Origin of the sequence: Shewanella sp. UCD-KL21 (genome assembly GCF_001957135.1) — a bacterium.
GTDB lineage: Bacteria > Pseudomonadota > Gammaproteobacteria > Enterobacterales > Shewanellaceae > Shewanella.
In genome coordinates this window covers 155,424-175,145 of record NZ_MPHK01000003.1, presented here as the reverse complement: position 1 = coordinate 175,145, position 19,722 = coordinate 155,424, and the positions used below count along the sequence as shown (strand labels likewise).

Genomic DNA, 19,722 nt, shown 5'->3' with positions numbered 1-19,722 from the left:
CATGACCCCGTTAAAAAGACGCTATGTTTTTCCAGGCATCATCGCCGGTATTATCATTTTTATCGCCGCGATATCATTACGCTCGTCACCAGAATTGCAACCCAACCATGATAAATCACGTCTGGTGGATGTTATTAGCCTGACAAAACAACCCGTACAACCTGTGATAAAAGCCTATGGCCGTGTAGCTCCAAAACATAGCTGGCAAGGCATTGCGGAAGTGGGCGGCAAAATTACTTATCGCCACCCTGAGCTTGAAACGGGCAGATTGATTAAGGCTGGCACCTTAGTGCTAACCATTGATCCACTGGAATACCAACTAAAACTTGCTCAAGCTGAAGCTAACTATAATTCAGCTCAAGCACAGTTAGTGCAGCTAACTCAGCAAGAAATAAACTTACAATCTAGCATAGAAATTGAGCGCCAACGACTGACCTTAGTTGATCAAGAATATCAACGTAAACAATCGTTAAATAAGAAAAACTTGATCTCAAAATCAGAACTTGAAACCCAAAAGCAAGCTTTACTGGCCCAGCGTAACTTAGTGCAAGACTTAACCAGCAGCTTAAGCTTGTTGCCCGATGATAAAAAAGTCACTGCGGCGCAAGTTGAGGTTAATCAAGCTTTACTGGAAGATGCCCAACGTCAACTCAATAATACTCGCTTTACTTTGCCTTTTGATGCACGCATTGCCGAGGTTAACATTGAGCAAGCTCAAGCCGTCACCAATGGCGCTGTGTTGTTCGAGGCCCATCAATTAGGTGCAGTTGAAATAAAGGCTGAATTATCATTATTTGATGCCGAAACGTTAATTCATTCAATTAATGAACTACCAAGAGATACCTCTGCATTACCTTCAATTGAAAAAGTTAACTTTGACACCCATATCACGGTCAATATGGGTAAAACCTTACACCAATGGCAAGCTAAATTGACCCGCGTTGCCGATACCATAAACCCAGATCAAGCGACGATAGGCTTTTATCTTGAAGTTGAACAAGATTTCAACCAAATGAATTTGTTAGCTAAACCGCCATTAACCAAGGGCATGTTTGTCACCGCCTATATTAAAGGTTATCCCTCAGAGCATTACGTTATCCCAGAAAAAGCCTTACATGGTGAGCAAGTTTATTTAATGGATCAAGACAACAAGCTGGTTATTAAACAGGTTGAAGTGCTATTTAGAACCGCCGATGGCGTAGCTATTCAAGGCGATATTTATCAAAATGACCGGGTGGTGACCAATGACTTAATTCCGGCCATTAATGGCATGGGGCTTAAATTATCAACAGCGAACCAAACCACTACCCCGGTAGCAAGCGATCTAGCGAATGACGAGGAGCAGGCACAGTGATTAATTTTTTCACTCGTCACCCCACCATTGCTAACTTAATGATGTTGGCATTTTTTGTCATGGGCTTAAGCAGTATTGGTAACATTAAACGTGAGACCTTTCCTGAATTTAGTCCGCCTTACATTATCGCCAGTGTGGTTTACCCCGGCGCATCTCCAGCAGAAGTAGAAGAAAGCCTGTGCCTGCGTATGGAAGACGCCATTGATGGCTTAAGTAATATCGAAGAAGTGAAATGTGACGCCCAAGAAGGCTTTGCATCAATGACGGTAAAACTGAATGGCAAAGCCGACATTGGCCGCAGTCTAGTGGATATTCAAACCGAAATTAACGCCATTAAAGATTTCCCTGCGCAAATTGACCCGCCAACGGTCAAAGAGCTTGATTGGGCAGAACCAGTTGTCGATATTGCCATCGCCGCAGATGCCAGTTTGCCACACCTTAAATCCTATGCTGAGGATTTAAAACGACGGTTAAAAATTGAGGCTGGCGTGAGCTTAGTGAGCGTGTCTGGCTTTTCAGATCATCAAATACGAGTCGAGTTAAACGAAGCGGACATGCGCCGTTTAGGGCTAACAGTGGCCGAAATCGCCGATAAAGTGGGCAGGCAAAATGTCCAAATGCCCGCTGGCAGTATTGAGCTTGCTGATAAAAACCTGTTGATCCGTTTTGATGAACGACAAATTACCCCTGATAACCTCAGCAAAATAATAGTTTCCTCTAATACTGAAGGCGGCGTAGTTACCTTAGGCGACATTGCTACCATTACCGATTTATTTGAGCTTGAGGAAGAACATACCATCTTTAATGGCCAAGCAGCGGCCATGCTTAAAGTGCAAAAGAACAAAGCTGATGATGCCTTAAGAATTAAAGCCAGAGTGAGTGAGTTTATTGCCCAAGAGCAACTCATCGCCCCCGATGGCGTGACCCTAACCTTAACCAACGATTTATCTTCATTGCTGCAAGACCGATTGTCTATGCTGCTGCGAAATGGCTGGCAAGGGATCATCTTAGTGTTCTTTTCGATGTGGCTATTTTTCTCGTTACGCTATTCGTTTTGGGTTTCAGCGGGCTTACCTGTAGCCTTTATGGGCGGCTTGTTCTTAATGAGCATGTTTGGCGTATCAATCAACATTATGAGCCTAGTCGGCTTACTCATGGCCATTGGTATTATGATGGATGATGCCATTGTTATTGCCGAGTCCGTTGCTGCCCATGTTGAAAAAGGCTTGCCCACCAATGAGGCGGTGATCCAAGGGGTAAATAAAGTCGCCCCCGGGGTATTCTCATCATTTTTAACCACAGTGTTTATTTTTGGCAGCTTATTGTGGTTAGACGGGCAAATGGGCGCGGTATTGTCGGTGGTGCCACTGGTATTAATCATGGTATTGAGTGTGAGCTTAATTGAAGCCTTCTTGATTTTACCGAATCACTTAAGCCACTCGCTAAAATCTAATAAACAGCAGAAACCACCGCTAAAGTTTAAACGGGTCTTTTTAGAAAAGTTTGAATATTTCAAAAACAACACCTTAGTTAATGCCGTTACCTTTGTGGTGAAATGGCGCTATGCCAGCCTTGGGCTAACCTTAGGTGGATTAATGCTGTCTTTTGCCTTAGTGGCTGGCGGCGCAGTAAAGTTTGTTGGCTTTCCTGAACTTGATGGCGATATTGCTGAAGCAAGAATCATTTTGCCGCCTGGTTCCACTTTAGAGCAAACCAAAACCGTGGTTAGTCACTTGGTTGCCGCCGCCAATACCGTTGGCGATGAATTAACGCAACAAAATGGCGAACAGTCGAACCTCATCCGCTACGTTACCGAGCAATATAATGTCAATGCGGATGCGGGTGAACAAGGCCCCCATGTGGCAACGGTGAGATTAGATTTGTTATCGGCTGAAACTCGCGAAACCCTGATTGATAACTTCATTTCAGCATGGCGCAGCACCAGTGGCGATATTGCTGAGCCCATCTCCTTGGTTTTTAAACAACCGAGTATGGGCCCTGCTGGCCGTGATGTTGAAGTACGTTTGCAACATGATAATTTAGCCACGTTAAAACTGGCCTCCGTTGATTTGCAATCTTACTTAAGTCAGTTTTCTGGGGTTAATGGCATTTTAGATGACATGCGTCCAGGCAAAGAAGAAGTGCTGGTAAAATTAAAAGATGGCGCTGAAAATTATGGCGTTGATGGTGAAATGGTGGCGTCACAACTGCGGGCGGCATACTTTGGCCAAACCGCAGATGATGTGCAATCAGGCCCTGAAAACATCGAAATACAAGTCAGGTTGAATAAGCAGCAAGCAGGTGATCTGCAAGCGTTAGCTAACTTCCCTATCATGTTAAGTAACGGCAATCAGATCCCATTAAGTGCGGTAGCAACATTAGACTTTGAACGCTCTTACGTACGTATTCAGCGCATTGAAAGCCAGCGCACTGTCACCGTTATGGCTGACATAGATAATGCCAAAGCCAATGGCAGCGAAATTGTCGCTAAAGTGCAAAATGAATACGCCAATGAGTTACGCCAAAAATATCCGGGGCTAAAAGTTGATTATGAAGGCGCCGCCAAAGAAACTGCTAAGACTGGCGCTTCGTTCTTACAGGGTTTTATTATCGGTTTATTTGGACTATTTGCGATTTTAAGTTTTCAATTTAGAAGCTACTTAGAGCCTTTTGTGGTGATGTTAGCCATTCCTTTAGCACTCATAGGTGTGTTTTGGGGCCATTTACTTACAGGCCATAATCTATCAATGCCTTCAATACTTGGGTTTATTTCATTAGCAGGTATTGTGGTGAATGATTCCATCTTGCTGGTGCAATACATACGGCATCATGTGGATATCGGAGACAACATTCTACAAGCGGTTGTTAAAGCTAGTCGTGATAGATTTAGAGCGGTATTCTTAACATCATTGACGACTGCTGCAGGTTTATTGCCCTTGTTGCTTGAAACATCACTACAAGCGCAGGTTGTAAAACCCATTGTAATATCAATTGTATTTGGGATATTTACCTCAACCTTGTTAGTGCTGTTTATTATTCCTTGTGCGTATGCGGTGTTAGCAGACTTTAATTTAGTCCATAAACACGAGGATTTAGCGGCCTAAGCTTTTAACGTCATAGTTTTTAGAGAAAAGCTTTTAATGTCATAGCTTTTAAAGAAAAGCTTTTAACGTCATAGCTTTTAGAGAAAAGCTCGTAACGACATAACTTTAAACCTCCAAGCTAACAGGCAAAAGTTAATCACCAATAAATAACCCGCTAGCAGTGTTAACTGCTAGCGGGTTATCTTTGAATGAATGCATTGATTGAATAGTTGAATTAAATAAATTGTTGCGGCGATAGCAACTAAAAGATTATCTTGAAGCCAAACGGCTTCTCTGCAGCCCAAATGCGGTTAATCTGGCTTATTGATTTTATTTAATAATCCCATGAATATTTGTTGCTCTTCATAAGATAAACCACTTAGGCACTTTTCTTTAACCCACTCAGCTTCACCAATAAGATCTTGCTCTAAGGCCTTACCGGCATCAGTTAAAAAAATCTGAAAGGCACGGCGGTTATCAGACTCTTGATGGCGAGTAATATACCCCTGTACTTGCAGTTGATCTAATAGCCGAGTCATAGTGTAGTTAGCAACATCACACACTTTAGACAGTTCAGTTTGGCTAATGCCCTCTTCTTGCCACAGTGAAAACAGCACAGGCCAAAGCTTAACGTCAAGTTGGTAACGTTTTAAGCGTTCATCTAGCTCGTTTTGCAGCGTAAGATTAAGATGCGAGACTTGATAATATAGGCTTTCGTATCGTTTCATATAACCACTCCTACAGGCTCATCAATCCTTAGTTAAGCGCAAAAGTAAATCATCATCAACAGAAAATACTTGGTGGCTGGTGCGTAAAAGAACTAACCAAGTTAATTAATGTTGCCCTAAAATGTTACTGGTACTCATCATTAGTGCTGTTAATTGCTGCTGTTCATTGGTGCTGTTCATTGGTGAAATTAGTTATACCACCTACAGCATCCACTGTTAGCCGCTTTAATTGGATGTTTTGCAAATAGCTTTAGTGCTATCACTAAAGTGCTATCACTAACACTAAGCTATCACAAAACGATCATTAAGCGATGTGACGAACTTTATCAGGCTTAAGTACTGATATTATTTATCTTTATACTTTTTAAGCTTGTTAACGTGTAAGTCAGTAAACCCTTGCAGAGCTGCTTTGTTACACAACAGCTTGCATCACAGGCCAATTAGCACCTCAACCTGTTTGTACGTATAAGACCGCTTTTTTAGTCAATCTATTACAAACTGATTTATGTAACGGTAATAGCAAGCGCGCCCCAAACAAGCGATGATACCTCGCTCAATGGGCACTTCAATGGTGTTTTCTAATAGTTTCACAGCCTTAATATCCGCTATCTGATGCTCAGTGCCAATGCTACTTATTAAGGTTAGTCCATTATTTGCTAGCGGCTCGTAATCAACGATAAAAATTGCATGGGTTTCTACGCTGACTTTAACCTTTTCAACCGGGGTGATAAGAAAATATTCATTATCAATACAATGAAGCACACTGGCAAAAAGCTTAGCAAATTTTGTAGGTAAAGGACTGGCCAAATAGGACCAATCCCCATGTTGGTCAATATCAAACAATGGCTCAGTGCTACACAAATCAACTTCTGCGCCTAATTGACTGGCAATACTCAGTGGTTCTTCATTGTTATGTTTAGTCATTAACGACGTGCTCATCGGCAGCATTCAGTAACTGAAGTAAGGCTTCTACTGGGTGTTTTGGCTTAAAGCCCGCAAAGCGTTTCACTTGGCTACGGCAAGAATAGCCTGATACCAATATTTGGCTTTTCTCAGCGATGCTGTCTAAGGTTGGCTGCCAAGACATAGCAAACAGCTTAGATGAGCGGCCCATATTATCCAGTTCATGGCCATAGGTGCCTGCCATACCGCAGCAACCCACGTTGATCATTTCAAACTCAGCGCCGAAATGATGAAATACCGCTTTCCATTCATTGGCTGTGGCAGGCTTTGCGGTGGATTCAGTACAATGACTAAACCAACTAAATGACGCGCTAGTTTTGCCTAACGCTGGCATGAGTTGAATCGCATCCGTTAACCACTCATTGGCTAGCAGTACCTCAAAATTGCCTCGCTGCGCCCCTAGCACCTCTTGATATTCATCTCGATAACAAAGCACCAATGCTGGGTCTAAGCCAACCATCGGCATATCAAGTTGATAAACTTGATTTAAAAAGTCTGCACTTGATTTAGCCGTCGCGGCAAATTTATCTAAAAAGCCTTTAATGTGTGATGGTTTGCCATTGGGTTTAAACGGCAATAACACTGGTTTTAAACCCATTTTTTCTATTAATTGTATAAAACGATAAACCAGCTCTGCATCATAAAAACTGTTAAATGGATCTTGCACCACCAGTACATAATTACCACGCTCTGATGTTGGAATACTTTGCAGCGCCTCTAAATCATAGCCACGGCTTTGATGGCCATCCAGACGCTGTTTTAATGTGGGGACGGATAATGCCGGCGAATCGATATAACCAATAGATTTTTTGATAACCCACTGACTTAATTTATTTTGTGAGGCAAAATTGGTTACTTTTGGCATAGCAGCCATAAGCGGCAACATGTCTTCAATACCTGCCACTAAATAGTCTTTTGCTGGGCGCATATAACGTTTGTAATAGATATTGAAAAATTGCGCGCGAAATTTAGGCACATCTACTTTAACAGGGCACTGACCTGAACAGGCTTTACAGGCTAAACAGCCTTTTAACGAGTCCATGACTTCATGTGAATAATCATAATCTCTGCCAATGTGAAAGCTGTTTTGCGCTCGCTGCATAAAACTTAAAGGTTTAGATTGAGCCAGTGCTTCTACATCAACGCCCTCTGCCTCCAGCAGCCTTAACCATTCCCGCATCAAGCCACTTCGGCCTTTAGGTGAATGGATCCGATCGCCGGTCACTTTAAATGACGGACACATGAACGAATAGCTACTGTAGTTAAAACATAAGCCATTACCATTACAATTCATCACATCAGGAAATGCATCCCGGACTGTAACTGGAATTTGTCTATCAAAGGTGCCCCGCTTAACGCTATCAACATTAAACATCATGGGGCCACTGTCTTTGGGCGCGACCAGTTTGCCTGGATTTAAACGGTTGTCAGGGTCAAATAGGCCTTTTATTTCTTCAAGTTCGCCATAAAGCTCATCACCAAATACGGCTGGGCCATATTCACCACGTACGCCTTTACCATGTTCGCCCCACAACAAACCGCCATATTTAAGGGTTAACTCAGCAACTTGATCTGATAATACTTTTAACAGTTTTTCATCTGCTTCATCGCACATATCCAATGCGGGACGCACATGCAGCACACCGGCATCAACGTGACCAAACATGCCGTACTGCAATTTATGGCCATCTAATAAGTCCCTAAACTCCATGATAAAATCAGCTAAGTTTTCTGGCGGTACGGCAGTATCTTCGGCAAATGGCAGTGGTTTTCTGCGGCCTTTAGTTGCGCCTAACAAGCCCACGGCTTTTTTACGCATGGCGTAAATTTTATTAATACTGGGCTTATCTTCAGTAATTTGATAACCCACAACCCCTGCTTGTTCGCTAGCCAATTGTGCTGCCAGTGTTTTTTCAAGGACTGCAATGCCTTGCCTAATGTCAGCTTCATCCCCTGCAAATTCAACCATATTGAGGCCTTCAATGGTTTTATTGGGTACTGACTCAATGAGGTGAGACACTGAGTGCCAAATAATATCTTCACGGGCCAAATTAAGCACTTTTGAATCTATTGTTTCGACCACGGTGGCGTTGGCTTCAACCAATGATGGCGCATGACGCAATGCCGATTCAAACGAGTCATATTTGATATTTACCATCATCCGCGTATGCGGCAATGGGGTGATATTTAATTTAGCCTCAGTTAATACCGCCAGTGTGCCTTCAGAGCCTGCAAGTATGCGTGATAAATCAAACTGGCTTAAATCATCATTCCATACATGTTTTAAGTCGTATCCGGTTAAAAAACGATTTAATGGTGGAAACTGTTTTAGGATGAGCTCACGCTTGTCGCGGCAGCGTTTGGCAATCGTGCTAATAATATTGGCTGCAAAACTATTGGTGTTTAACGATTGGGACTTTGACTGATTTAACGCCTCATCTGCCGCTATTGGTGTGCTTGCTAGCACGCTACCATCAACCAATACGCTGGTAAGGCCAAGCACATGATCAGAGGTTTTACCGTAAACCAATGACCCCGCACCCGATGCATCAGTGCTGACCATTCCGCCAACTGTAGCGCGATTAGAGGTTGATAAATCTGGACTGAAAAAGAATCCATGTGGCCTAAGGGCATCATTAAGTGCATCTTTTACCACACCAGCTTGTACTCGAACCCAACCTTCTTCTGCATTAACTTCCAGTACTTGATTCATGTGCCTTGATACATCAAGTATTAAGCCATGGGTCAGTGATTGGCCGTTAGTGCCGGTACCGCCGCCACGAGCACTAAAAGTCACTTGTTTATATTCAGGTGCCGACGCCAAGGTCAGCACTAATTCAACATCCGCCTGAGTGAGAGGATAAATAACCGCTTGGGGTAAAAACTGGTAAACAGAATTGTCGGTCGCTTGAATTAAACGCGCACTATAACGTTTATCAATTTCGCCAGAAAACGAAGATGCTTCAAGGGCATCAAGAAAGCGTAAATAAATAGGTTCTAACGTCTGTTGATGTGATAGCAGCGGTAACATAGTCAATTTCTGTTTATAGTAATTTAAAGCCATTATAAACAAAAAAAAAGCCGCTAAAAGCGGCTTTTGTTCATGTTGATAAATTAGTTAACTAAAAACTAACTTTTTCAGCATATTAAGCATGTTCTTCTGCTAAATATAACCAAGTGTCGATGACTGTATCAGGGTTAAGTGACACAGTATCAATACCTTGCTCTACTAGCCATTGTGCGAAATCTGCATGGTCAGATGGGCCTTGGCCACAAATACCTACATAAGCACCTTTGGCTTTAGCCGCTTTAATCGCTAATGAAAGCAATGCTTTAACTGCATCATTACGTTCATCAAATAAGTGACTGATAATGCCAGAGTCGCGATCTAGACCCAAAGTGAGCTGAGTTAAATCGTTAGAACCGATAGAGAAACCATCGAAATGCTCAAGGAACTGGTCAGCGAGTAACGCATTAGACGGTAACTCACACATCATGATGACGCGTAAACCATCTTTACCACGCTCTAAACCTTGCTCTTTTAACAGCTCGATAACTTGCGCAGCTTCATCAACAGTACGAACGAATGGGATCATAATCTCAACGTTCTTAAGGCCCATATCATTACGTACACGTTTGATTGCTTCACATTCTAGTGCGAAACAGTCACGGAACGATTCAGAGATATAACGACTTGCACCACGGAAGCCCAACATTGGGTTTTCTTCTTCAGGCTCGTAACGGTCGCCACCAACAAGGTTAGCGTATTCGTTAGACTTAAAGTCTGACATACGTACGATAACTTTCTTCGGATAGAACGCACTACCGATGGTTGCGATACCTTCAACGAGACGAGCAATATAGTACTCAACTGGTGATTCGTATCCAGCAATCATTTCGTTGATTTCTTGCTGAAGCTCTGCTGTTTGTGAATTAAAATCAAGCAGTGCTTTAGGGTGAATACCAATCATGCGGTTGATGATGAACTCAAGACGAGCTAGACCAACACCTTCATTGGGTAAACGAGCGAAATCAAATGCACGATCAGGGTTACCGACGTTCATCATTATTTTCATTGGTAGCTCAGGCAAGGTGTCAACACGGTTAGTGATAACTTCAAACTCTTGCTTACCATCGTAGATGAAACCGGTATCGCCTTCTGAACAAGAAACGGTAACGATTTGGCCATTTTTGATGCGGTCAGTCACATCACCACAACCAACAACAGCTGGCACACCTAGTTCACGCGCAATAATTGCTGCGTGACAAGTACGGCCACCACGGTTAGTTACAATTGCGCTAGCGCGCTTCATGATAGGTTCCCAATCAGGGTCAGTCATATCAGTAACGAGTACATCACCAGGCTGGATTTGATCCATATCTTCGATAGAAGCAAGCACTTTAGCTACACCAGTACCGATTTTATGACCAATCGCGCGGCCTTCTGAAACAACAGCACCTTTGGTTTTTAAGTGGTAGCGTTCAATTAATTGCACATCTTCACGGCTACGAACAGTTTCAGGACGTGCTTGAACGATATATAACTTACCGTCGTTGCCATCTTTAGCCCATTCGATATCCATTGCACGGCCATAATGTTGTTCAATGATCACCGCTTGCTTTGCAAGCTCCATCACTTCTTCATCATTAATAGAGAAAGTGCCGCGCTCAGCTGCTGCAACATCTTCGATTTTAACTTGTTTACCGTGAGAAGCATCATCAGAGTAAACCATCTGAATCATCTTGCTACCGATATTACGGCGCACAACGGCTTTATGCCCTTGCGCTAAAATTGGTTTGTGCACATAGAATTCATCAGGATTAACAGCGCCTTGTACTACCATTTCACCTAAACCAAATGATGAAGTGATAAAGACAACGTCGTTGTTACCTGATTCAGTGTCCATGGTAAACATCACACCAGAAGACGCTTTATCTGAACGTACCATACGTTGTACGCCAGCAGATAATGCCACACCTTGATGCTCGTAACCTTGGTGAACACGATAGGAAATTGCGCGGTCGTTAAATAGCGAAGCGTATACATGCTTAATCGCAAGCAGTACAGCTTCAAAGCCTTTAACGTTTAGGAAAGTTTCTTGTTGACCCGCAAACGAAGCATCTGGCATATCTTCAGCGGTAGCTGATGAACGCACTGCAAATGAGGCTTCTTGAGTCTCGCTAGAAAGTTGCTCGTAAGCTTCACGAATCGCATCTTCTAGTTCTGGTTGAAATGGGGTGTCGATAACCCATTGTCTGATCTGCGCACCAACTTTTGCAAGTTCGTTTACATCATCAACATCAAGGGTCGCCAAGATGTCGAAAATTTTCTGGTTAACACCACTTTGCTCTAGAAACTCATTAAATGCATGAGATGTAGTCGCAAATCCGCCAGGTACTTGAACACCGGCATTAGCCAGGTTACTGATCATTTCACCAAGTGACGCGTTCTTGCCGCCAACCTTGTTTACATCACCCATGCCTAATTCTTGATACCAGAGTATGTATTGCTGCACAGTTATCTCTCCACAAGTTTATTTCAATGGCCCCTTCACACGAGGGCAGATGCATTCTACACTCCCCCTCAACAACCGTAAATGTATAATTTTATTTGTAATTTTATTACTACAAGAGGCTGAAATGACACCAAAAGTATTCTATATCTCAGATGGGACCGCGATCACAGCAGAAGTATTTGGCCATGCTGTCCTATCCCAATTTCCAGTTGATTTTGAAGCACTTACAATTCCATTCGTTGACAGTATTGCTAAAGCAGAAAGGGTAAAGCAACAAATCAATGATAGTTTTATTACAACAAGCTTAAGACCCGTTGTGTTCCATTCCATCGTAAATTCCGACATTCGCGATATTATTTTCTCAAGTGAAGGTTTAGATTACGATTTTTTGAACACCTTTGTTTCGCCATTAGAACAACAACTGGGTATAAAAGCAGCGCCGGTGATCAACCGTACACACGGCAAAAGCACAACTAACGAATCTTATGATAATCGTATTGATGCTATTAATTTCACTTTAGATAATGATGACGGTCAAACCATGAAACATATGGATAAGGCTGACATTATTTTATTAGGGGTTTCACGCTGCGGTAAAACGCCATCAAGTTTGTACCTTTCGATGCAATTTGGTATCAAAGCGGCTAACTACCCTTTTGTAGAAGACGACATGGATAACCTCAAGTTACCTGAGGCATTAAAACGTAATAAGTCCAAATTATTTGGTTTAACTATTGATCCCCAGCGTTTACATGAAATTCGCCAAGGCCGCATGGAGAACAGCCGCTATTCATCACTAAGACAGTGCCGAATTGAAGTGAAAGAAGTGGAAATGATGTATAAGAAAGAACGCATCCCGTTTGTAAACACCACTTACCATTCAGTAGAAGAAATTTCTGCCAAAATCCTCGATATTACCGGTTTAAAACGTCACATGTTTTAATTTTACTGCCTCAGACGTTATTTAACTGTTAAGCCGAAAATGTGAAATTCATAACATTTTCGGCTAACTTATGTGAATAAAATGATATCAGTTCAAAAACCTGCATGATTTGTCCGTGTCTAACGCCTGCTAATTAGTTATAATCCCGAGCAATATGATGTTAATTCATCGCAAACATGCTCGGTAAAGTGAATGACTATTAAAACAGACGAACTACGTACATCCCTTTTATGTAAGGTTATTTCTCCTGCGCAACTCGCATCTGAATACCCACTTACGCAAGATGCTGCTGATTATTTAGTTGAGCAACGTCATGAAGTTGAAGCCATTATTGCTGGCGAAGATCAACGTTTATTGGTCATCATTGGTCCTTGTTCAATACATGACACCGAAGCCGCTTTAGATTACGCCCAGCGTTTAGCTAAACTACATCATGAGTTAAAAGACGACTTATGTATTGTAATGCGAGTCTACTTTGAAAAACCTCGTACGATTGTTGGCTGGAAAGGGCTCATTTCAGACCCTGATCTTGATGGCAGCTTTAGCCCAAACAAAGGCTTACGCATGGCGCGTCATTTACTTCAGCAAATCACTGAACTAAAACTGCCGATTGCCACTGAGTTTTTAGATATGGTAAATGGTCAGTATATTGCCGATTTAATCACTTGGGGCGCAATTGGTGCTCGTACTACCGAAAGCCAAATTCACCGCGAAATGGCGTCGGCATTATCTTGCCCTGTCGGTTTTAAAAACGGCACTGACGGCAATATCAATATCGCGGTTGATGCGGTTCGCGCAGCCCAAGTACCGCATATTTTTTACTCACCAGATAAAGATGGTGCTATGGCTGTTTATCGTACCCACGGTAACCCATATGGTCATATCATTCTTCGTGGTGGTAAAACCCCGAACTATTCAGCTGAAGACGTTGAAATCGTTCGCGCCCAGCTTGAAACTGTTGGCGTGACTCAACGTATGGTGGTGGATTTTAGCCATGGTAATAGTGAGAAAAAACATAAAAACCAGCTAAAAGTTGCTGATAGCATAATGGCGCAAATGCGCGCTGGCAGCACTGCGGTTGCAGGGATTATGGCAGAAAGCTTTATGATTGAAGGCAATCAAAAAGTTGTTGAAGGCCAGCCATTAACATACGGTCAAAGTATCACCGATGCTTGTCTGCACTGGGAAGACTCAGAAAAATTACTACGTGACTTAGCCCAAGCCTCTAGAGAGCGTAAAGCACTTTTAGCCAAATAGCGCCGCAAGCATGTAATAACATACAAAGCCAGTTAGGGTAACCTAACTGGCTTTTTTATCGCTTTACCTTTTACTGACGATAACTTACTTACTCACATTAACTCACTTTTTGTGCTGGCGGCTCCACTGCTTGTAAACAAGGAACATTGGTATTAGCGGGCTCGTCATCTAATGAGCTTAATGATAATTGCTGAAATTGTTCATGTACGCTCATAAAGCTCTCAACCAATCTTGGGTCGAAATGTTTGCCCTTTCCTGCTGCTATCACTTTTATCGCTTCATCATGGCTAAAGGGCTTTTTGTAACACCGTGGTGAAGTCAGCGCATCGTACACATCCACTAGTGCGACGATTCTTGCCGACAATGGGATCTCCAAACCTTTTAGCCCTTTAGGGTAACCACTGCCATCCCACTTTTCATGATGCCCACCCGCAATATCACGGCCCATTTTTATAAAGCTGCATTGAGGCGCAAATTCAATTAAAGAATCTAATACTTCTGCGCCAATCACTGGGTGGGCTTTAATATTTTCAAACTCTTCAGGGGTTAATCGACCCGGTTTTAATAAAATGGCATCGGCAATCCCCACTTTACCAATATCATGTAATACCGCTGACAGAGTTATTTCTTCTACAAATGAGCCTGTTAACTCATTAGGCGCATCTTTGTCTAACCCTCTTTGGCTCGCCAATAACGCCGCATACTGCTGCATACGTAATAAATGAGCGCCCGTTTCATTGTCGCGATATTCAGCCAATTTGGCTAAACCAATTACCGTTGCTCTTCTTGAGGTTAATGTTGTCTGTAACGAACTGAATAATTTTTCTAATAAATAACTAACAGAAAGCGTAACAATGGCATTAGCTGCCACAAAATTAATGCATACAACCGCCCAAACAATACTGTTGTAGCCTTCAATACTCGGCCAAGGCAGCCAATTATAATGGCCGCAAATACCGATAATAACTAACGACATGGCATTGAGTATTTGCGCCCAATAACTGGCATTGCGACCTAATAACACCCCAGTTAATGGAGGAAAAAGAAATAACCAGAAAAAACCGGCACCACTTGGGCCTATCGCTAATAAGAAGCCTGTTCCAATACTATAGGCAAGTAAGCAACCAATGATGAATCGCAGTCTATTTGCTAAGTTGTTTTTATAAATAATCAGCAATAAGGTGGCATAAACCACAGTATTAAAGATTGCCATCGGCCATAAGCCTTGAACAATACACAAATAAACACTGGTAAAGTAAACGGGAATACAAAGGAAGGCTAACGTGGTAAATATCCGGTCAAATACCACTTTACGCCAAATGCATAATGATTCATTTGATGCGCAGAGTTCTCTTAACAAGCCTGCAAATGGTGACATACTTCATCCTTGAATCGTCCATTGGAACAACTAACCTTGCCTGTTTAAAACAAAAATATGGCGTCTGGAGCTTTAAGTATTGTAGAGATAGCGGGAATAGCAACATAAATTGCCGATAAAAACCTGTGACCAATAAATAGATTTGCCGCCATAGCCTTAAACAATGATTGCCCCATGAGCTGAATATTTTTGTCGCTAGCAGCTTGCAAGTTTGGCTCAGGTTAAATAAAGTGCCAGCTTAACGGAATATCAACCACAAAATATTGATTATTTAAAAGGATTTACATGAAATCAGCGTCATCACTTAAAACTATAGCTGTACTTGTTAGTAGCTTACTTTTGCCTGTGACATCTTTGGCTGCTAACAGCGATTTTAATACTGCATTTAAAGATTATAATTTAGCATTAGAAAATAATGATGCGGTGTTAGAGCTACAATATGCCCAGCTAGCGTTTGATTTAGGTAAGCTCAAATTTGGCGAGGATAATATTAATAGCGCTAATTTAGCCTTAAATTTAGCCACCGCGCTAACTAAAAACGCGCAAAAATCACAAGCAATGACTTTTTACCAATTGGCCTTAGATATATACCGTACCAATGATGACACCATTGACGATATAGAGTTAATTGATCCTCTCACCTTACTGGCCGATGCCACGACCAATAACAAACAAGCAAGATCTTTACTCAATGAAGCAATAAATATTAGTGAAGACTCTGACGATCCACTATTACATGCTAAAACCTTAATGCTGGCATTTAAACGCTTGGTGAATACTGAGTTTTATACTCCAAGAGTTAAGCAATTTTTAATTGATGCTGAAGCGATATACGTGCAGCATTTACCGACTAACTCTGCAGATAGAGTCTACGCTACCTATCTGCTCGGCTCAGTATTACTTGCGGAAAAACAATACTCTCAAGCTGAGACTAAACTTTTGCAAGCCATTAAAGAGTATAGCGTGCTCGATTATGACCATCCCTTCGAGTTAAGTGCTCACGCTAAATTGGTAGAAATTTACAGTTTGCAAGATGAGCCAAGCAAAGCCACTGAGCATTGCTTAGCAATTGGTAATATGAAGCCATGATCAGATAACCAAGAACAAACCCCAATATTCAGATCTAACCCTAATTATCCCAGATCAAAGCTATCTCAAAGAAAACAAGGCTTAGTGCAATTGTCCTTAACGATTGATAAAAATGGCTTTGTCACCAATCCTGAAGTAATAAAGTCCAAAGGTGGCAAGTCCTTTGAAATAGAAACGTTAAAAGCACTTAAGAAGTGGCGATATGCGCCCAAATTTATTGATGGTAAACCCGTTGAAGCAGAAACCACCGTGCAAATAGATTTTTCAGTCGGATAAATTATTGGACATTCTAATGTTCTTTAAAGTCATCCATCGCTAACCGCTTGACTCATTTATCGAGGCTAGGACAGTAATAATAGTCTCGTTAATTGCTGTCTTAGTCTAAAGTTAACTGACTCATATTACTTGACTAAGGTTACGTGACTAAAATTAAGTTACTAAAGTTAAGTTACCCATGTTAAGTGACTAATATTAAGTGACTAATATTAAGCGACTCATGTTAATTACTTAATCAACTACTCAGCCATAAAGCGATAATAAAATGATGAGCTACCGTTCAGTAAAAATTATATTTCAGTTAAGCATCATATCGATACTGTTCATTGGCTTAAGTTCGCCAACCCTTGCCACAGCCAATGACAAAAATTCCGCGGTAGATAGCCATAATACTCCTGCTATGTCTAACGCTAGCGCATCTACGCCCGCTAAAACCAGCACCATTTTTTTGGTTCGCCATGGTGAAAAACAAACCGGTGAGGATCCACAATTAACAGAACAAGGTAGAAATCGCGCCCTTGCTTTAGCGAATACCTTATCAGCAGTTAAACTTGATGCCGTTTATAGCACTCAATACCAGCGCACAGAGCAAACAGCGCTGCCAACAGCTAACTCACAATACCTAAAAATCAGTTACTATAATCCCAGAGAGTTAGCTGAGTTTGCCAGCCAATTACAGCTTAATAGTGGCGCCAAGGTATTAGTTGTTGGACACAGTAATACCACCCCTAAACTGGTGAGTTTACTGGGCGGCGAACCCGGCGCTGAGATTAATGAGAAATCTGAATTTGACCGTTTATATATAGTGACGATATTTGCCCCAAGCAGTACAGCAACCCCAGCAGCACAGGTGAGTACCACATTGCTAAAGTATTAGCCTATAGATATCTGTTTATTGCCTTGTTGAATTAAGCTAAAACAAGTTAGAGGCTCATAAAACTTGTACATATTATTAATTAAACTTTGCTAATCTCAGGCTGCGACTTTCTCGTACAACTACCCTTTGTCCCCGCTTAAACGTATAATCGCGCCACCTTGGCGAAGCCGCCACATAAAAGCATAATATTAGGTCGTTATATGCCCTCCACTAGTCAAACAGAAATCACATCACAGCTTAGTTTCCCTGAAGATGTCGCTAAGCGAATCGAACAATCAGAGTCGCGGGTGATTAAAGCAATTTTCCCTTCCAACACCAACCATCACAACACCCTTTTTGGTGGTGATGCATTGGCGTGGATGGATGAAACCGCCTTTATTTCGGCCACCCGTTTTTGCCGTAAGTCTTTAGTTACAGTCAGTTCTGATCGCATTGATTTTAAAAAAGCGATACCGGCGGGTAGCTTAGCGGAGTTAATTGCCCGCGTTATCCATGTCGGTAACACATCAATTAAAGTTGAAGTAAATATATTCCTTGAAGATATGTATCAAGACAAACGTGAGCACGCCATACGCGGTGTTTTTACATTCGTCGCCGTTGATGAGCAGCGCGCCCCGACTCAAGTGTGGCCATAAACTCAAATTGCTATAAAAAACCTGCCCTGCATAAATCGTGATTGACCCAATTCAATGGCGAGTTGTTTACCCAAAAGCAGATTTAAGTAACGGAATGACTCTTTCGCTCCGTTACTTTTTGTTTTTACGTACAATCATGCCTTTAACCCATAAGCTTATTAGACAAAAGTCTAAAATAATGACTTAAATTGTTCGTTTGCCGCTTTGTATTTGATAAACCCTAGAATTTTATCTTACTTATCTGTTACATTAAATCTTCTTCACGTGCAAACAAGACTATTAAAAAGCCATGAAGCTACATAACTTAAATATTATTATTGCCGATGACCATCCATTATTTCGAAATGCATTAAGACAAGCGTTAAGTAATGCCTTTCAAGGTACCAATTGGTTTGAAGCTGACAGTGCTGAAGCGCTGCAACATATACTTGATGATAAAGCCAGTGAGCTTGACCTCATTTTGCTTGATCTTCAAATGCCGGGATCCCATGGCTACTCTACGCTAATACATTTACGTGGCCATTACCCAGACATTCCTGTGGTGGTTATTTCAGCTCACGAAGATATCCAAACCATCAGTCGTGCTATTCATTACGGTAGCTCAGGCTTTATTCCTAAGTCGGCATCCATGGATACCCTTAAAGAAGCCCTTGATGGCGTGCTGCAAGGGGATATTTGGCTGCCTAAAGGGACTGAAGTACTCCCCGTTTCTGATGATCCTTCAAGCCAAATGGCCAGTAAGCTTTCAGACTTAACCCCGCAGCAATATCGGGTATTGCAAATGTTTGCCGAAGGCTTACTCAATAAGCAAATCGCCTATGACTTTGGCGTATCTGAAGCAACCATTAAGGCTCATGCCACGGCGATATTTCGTAAACTTGGGGTCAGAAACCGCACCCAAGCAGTTATCGCATTGCAGCAATTAGAAATGGAAAAGGTCGACCTATCTTAAGCGAACTCTCTCAACTGCCGTTTTCCCAAGCTTGTGAAAATAATAAAAAACCGATTTTAACTGAGTTAAAGTCGGTTTTTTCAAGTTCAACACAAGTATTAGAAATCGGCAGTGGTACTGGTCAGCATTGTGTTTATTTTGCTAAACATTTACCTCACTTAACTTGGCAAGCCAGCGATCAAAGTGATTATTTACCCCAGCTTAATAGCCGCATCCATATTGAAGGGCCTGAAAACTTACTCACCGCAGTCGAGCTTGATGTCAGTAAACCTTGGCCAAGTAAGCAACTCCCAAAAAATCTTGATGGACTCTATAGCGCCAATACCTTACACATTATGAGTGAGTCTATGGTGGTCGACTTTTTTGAAGGCTTAGGACAATATCTTAATTTACATGCTAATGTCGCAATTTATGGACCGTTTAATTATCAAGGTCAATTTAGCAGTGACAGTAATGCACAATTTGATTTGTGGCTAAAGCAAAACAACCCTCAAAGCGGTATTAGAGATATTGAGTGGATAACATCACTTGCAAGCATTCAAGGCCTAAGCTTACACACCGATACGCCAATGCCGGCCAATAATCGCTTATTACATTTCAGCCGCAGCTAAATTAAATGATTGTAGTGAAAGCGCATCACTTAATACTTAATCTCGGCAACATTAGCATTA

15 protein-coding genes are annotated in these 19,722 nt (G+C 41.9%); 10 read left to right on the top strand and 5 right to left on the bottom strand.

Going from position 1 to position 19,722, the window contains the following annotated elements; all coding sequences use genetic code 11:
* Position 1 precedes the first annotated feature (1 nt).
* On the top strand, positions 2-1,354 hold the full coding sequence (locus tag BM739_RS04325) for an efflux RND transporter periplasmic adaptor subunit (protein WP_076537632.1): 1,353 nt from the start codon (positions 2-4) through the stop codon (positions 1,352-1,354).
* The gene (locus tag BM739_RS04320) at positions 1,351-4,458 is read left to right on the top strand and encodes an efflux RND transporter permease subunit (protein ID WP_076537630.1); all 3,108 of its coding nucleotides are present in this window, start codon (positions 1,351-1,353) and stop codon (positions 4,456-4,458) included. Before BM739_RS04325 ends, BM739_RS04320 begins: the two co-directional genes overlap by 4 nt.
* A gap of 290 nt (positions 4,459-4,748) precedes the next feature.
* Here the strand turns inward: BM739_RS04320 and BM739_RS04315 are convergent, their stop codons facing one another.
* The 4 genes from BM739_RS04315 to ppsA form a co-directional block, all read right to left on the bottom strand.
* Positions 4,749-5,165, bottom strand: a complete 417-nt coding sequence (locus tag BM739_RS04315) for a MarR family winged helix-turn-helix transcriptional regulator (protein WP_076537628.1) — start codon at positions 5,163-5,165, stop codon at positions 4,749-4,751.
* Between the two features lie 483 nt (positions 5,166-5,648).
* The gene (locus BM739_RS04310; protein WP_083698061.1) at positions 5,649-6,089 is read right to left on the bottom strand and encodes a DUF1285 domain-containing protein; all 441 of its coding nucleotides are present in this window, start codon (positions 6,087-6,089) and stop codon (positions 5,649-5,651) included.
* The gene (locus BM739_RS04305; RefSeq protein ID WP_076537928.1) at positions 6,082-9,159 is read right to left on the bottom strand and encodes an FAD-binding and (Fe-S)-binding domain-containing protein; all 3,078 of its coding nucleotides are present in this window, start codon (positions 9,157-9,159) and stop codon (positions 6,082-6,084) included. The genes BM739_RS04310 and BM739_RS04305 overlap by 8 nt, the downstream gene beginning before the upstream one ends.
* Positions 9,160-9,274: 115 nt before the next feature.
* A complete protein-coding gene (gene ppsA, locus BM739_RS04300; RefSeq protein WP_076537623.1) occupies positions 9,275-11,644 on the bottom strand; it encodes a phosphoenolpyruvate synthase in 2,370 nt (789 codons plus the stop codon).
* 124 nt (positions 11,645-11,768) lie between these two features.
* On the opposite strand from ppsA, the gene BM739_RS04295 reads away from it, so the two are divergent.
* Together BM739_RS04295 and BM739_RS04290 are read left to right on the top strand one after the other, a co-directional pair.
* Positions 11,769-12,587, top strand: a complete 819-nt coding sequence (locus BM739_RS04295; protein ID WP_076537621.1) for a pyruvate, water dikinase regulatory protein — start codon at positions 11,769-11,771, stop codon at positions 12,585-12,587.
* 192 nt (positions 12,588-12,779) lie between these two features.
* Complete coding sequence (locus tag BM739_RS04290; RefSeq protein WP_076537619.1) at positions 12,780-13,844, top strand: 3-deoxy-7-phosphoheptulonate synthase; 1,065 nt, start codon at positions 12,780-12,782, stop codon at positions 13,842-13,844.
* Positions 13,845-13,941: 97 nt separating this feature from the next.
* Here BM739_RS04290 and BM739_RS04285 read toward each other — a convergent pair whose 3' ends face one another.
* Positions 13,942-15,222 carry an HD-GYP domain-containing protein gene (locus BM739_RS04285; RefSeq protein ID WP_076537617.1) on the bottom strand — a complete coding sequence of 427 codons (1,281 nt, stop codon included), beginning with the start codon at positions 15,220-15,222 and terminating at the stop codon, positions 13,942-13,944.
* Positions 15,223-15,507: 285 nt separating this feature from the next.
* Here BM739_RS04285 and BM739_RS04280 point away from each other — a divergent pair, with 285 nt between their 5' ends.
* From BM739_RS04280 to BM739_RS04260, 6 genes are all read left to right on the top strand, one after another.
* Complete coding sequence (locus tag BM739_RS04280; RefSeq protein WP_083698060.1) at positions 15,508-16,311, top strand: hypothetical protein; 804 nt, start codon at positions 15,508-15,510, stop codon at positions 16,309-16,311.
* Positions 16,312-16,335: 24 nt separating this feature from the next.
* A complete protein-coding gene (locus tag BM739_RS19990) occupies positions 16,336-16,587 on the top strand; it encodes an energy transducer TonB (protein ID WP_083698059.1) in 252 nt (83 codons plus the stop codon).
* A 265-nt stretch (positions 16,588-16,852) separates the two neighbouring features.
* Entirely contained in the window at positions 16,853-17,464 is a 612-nt protein-coding gene (locus tag BM739_RS04275; RefSeq protein ID WP_217697826.1) for a histidine phosphatase family protein, read from the top strand.
* Between the two features lie 200 nt (positions 17,465-17,664).
* Entirely contained in the window at positions 17,665-18,099 is a 435-nt protein-coding gene (locus BM739_RS04270; RefSeq protein ID WP_076537616.1) for an acyl-CoA thioesterase, read from the top strand.
* A gap of 289 nt (positions 18,100-18,388) precedes the next feature.
* The gene (locus BM739_RS04265) at positions 18,389-19,051 is read left to right on the top strand and encodes a response regulator transcription factor (RefSeq protein ID WP_076537614.1); all 663 of its coding nucleotides are present in this window, start codon (positions 18,389-18,391) and stop codon (positions 19,049-19,051) included.
* Positions 19,021-19,662 carry a DUF938 domain-containing protein gene (locus BM739_RS04260; RefSeq protein WP_076537612.1) on the top strand — a complete coding sequence of 214 codons (642 nt, stop codon included), beginning with the start codon at positions 19,021-19,023 and terminating at the stop codon, positions 19,660-19,662. The genes BM739_RS04265 and BM739_RS04260 overlap by 31 nt, the downstream gene beginning before the upstream one ends.
* Positions 19,663-19,722 lie beyond the last annotated feature (60 nt).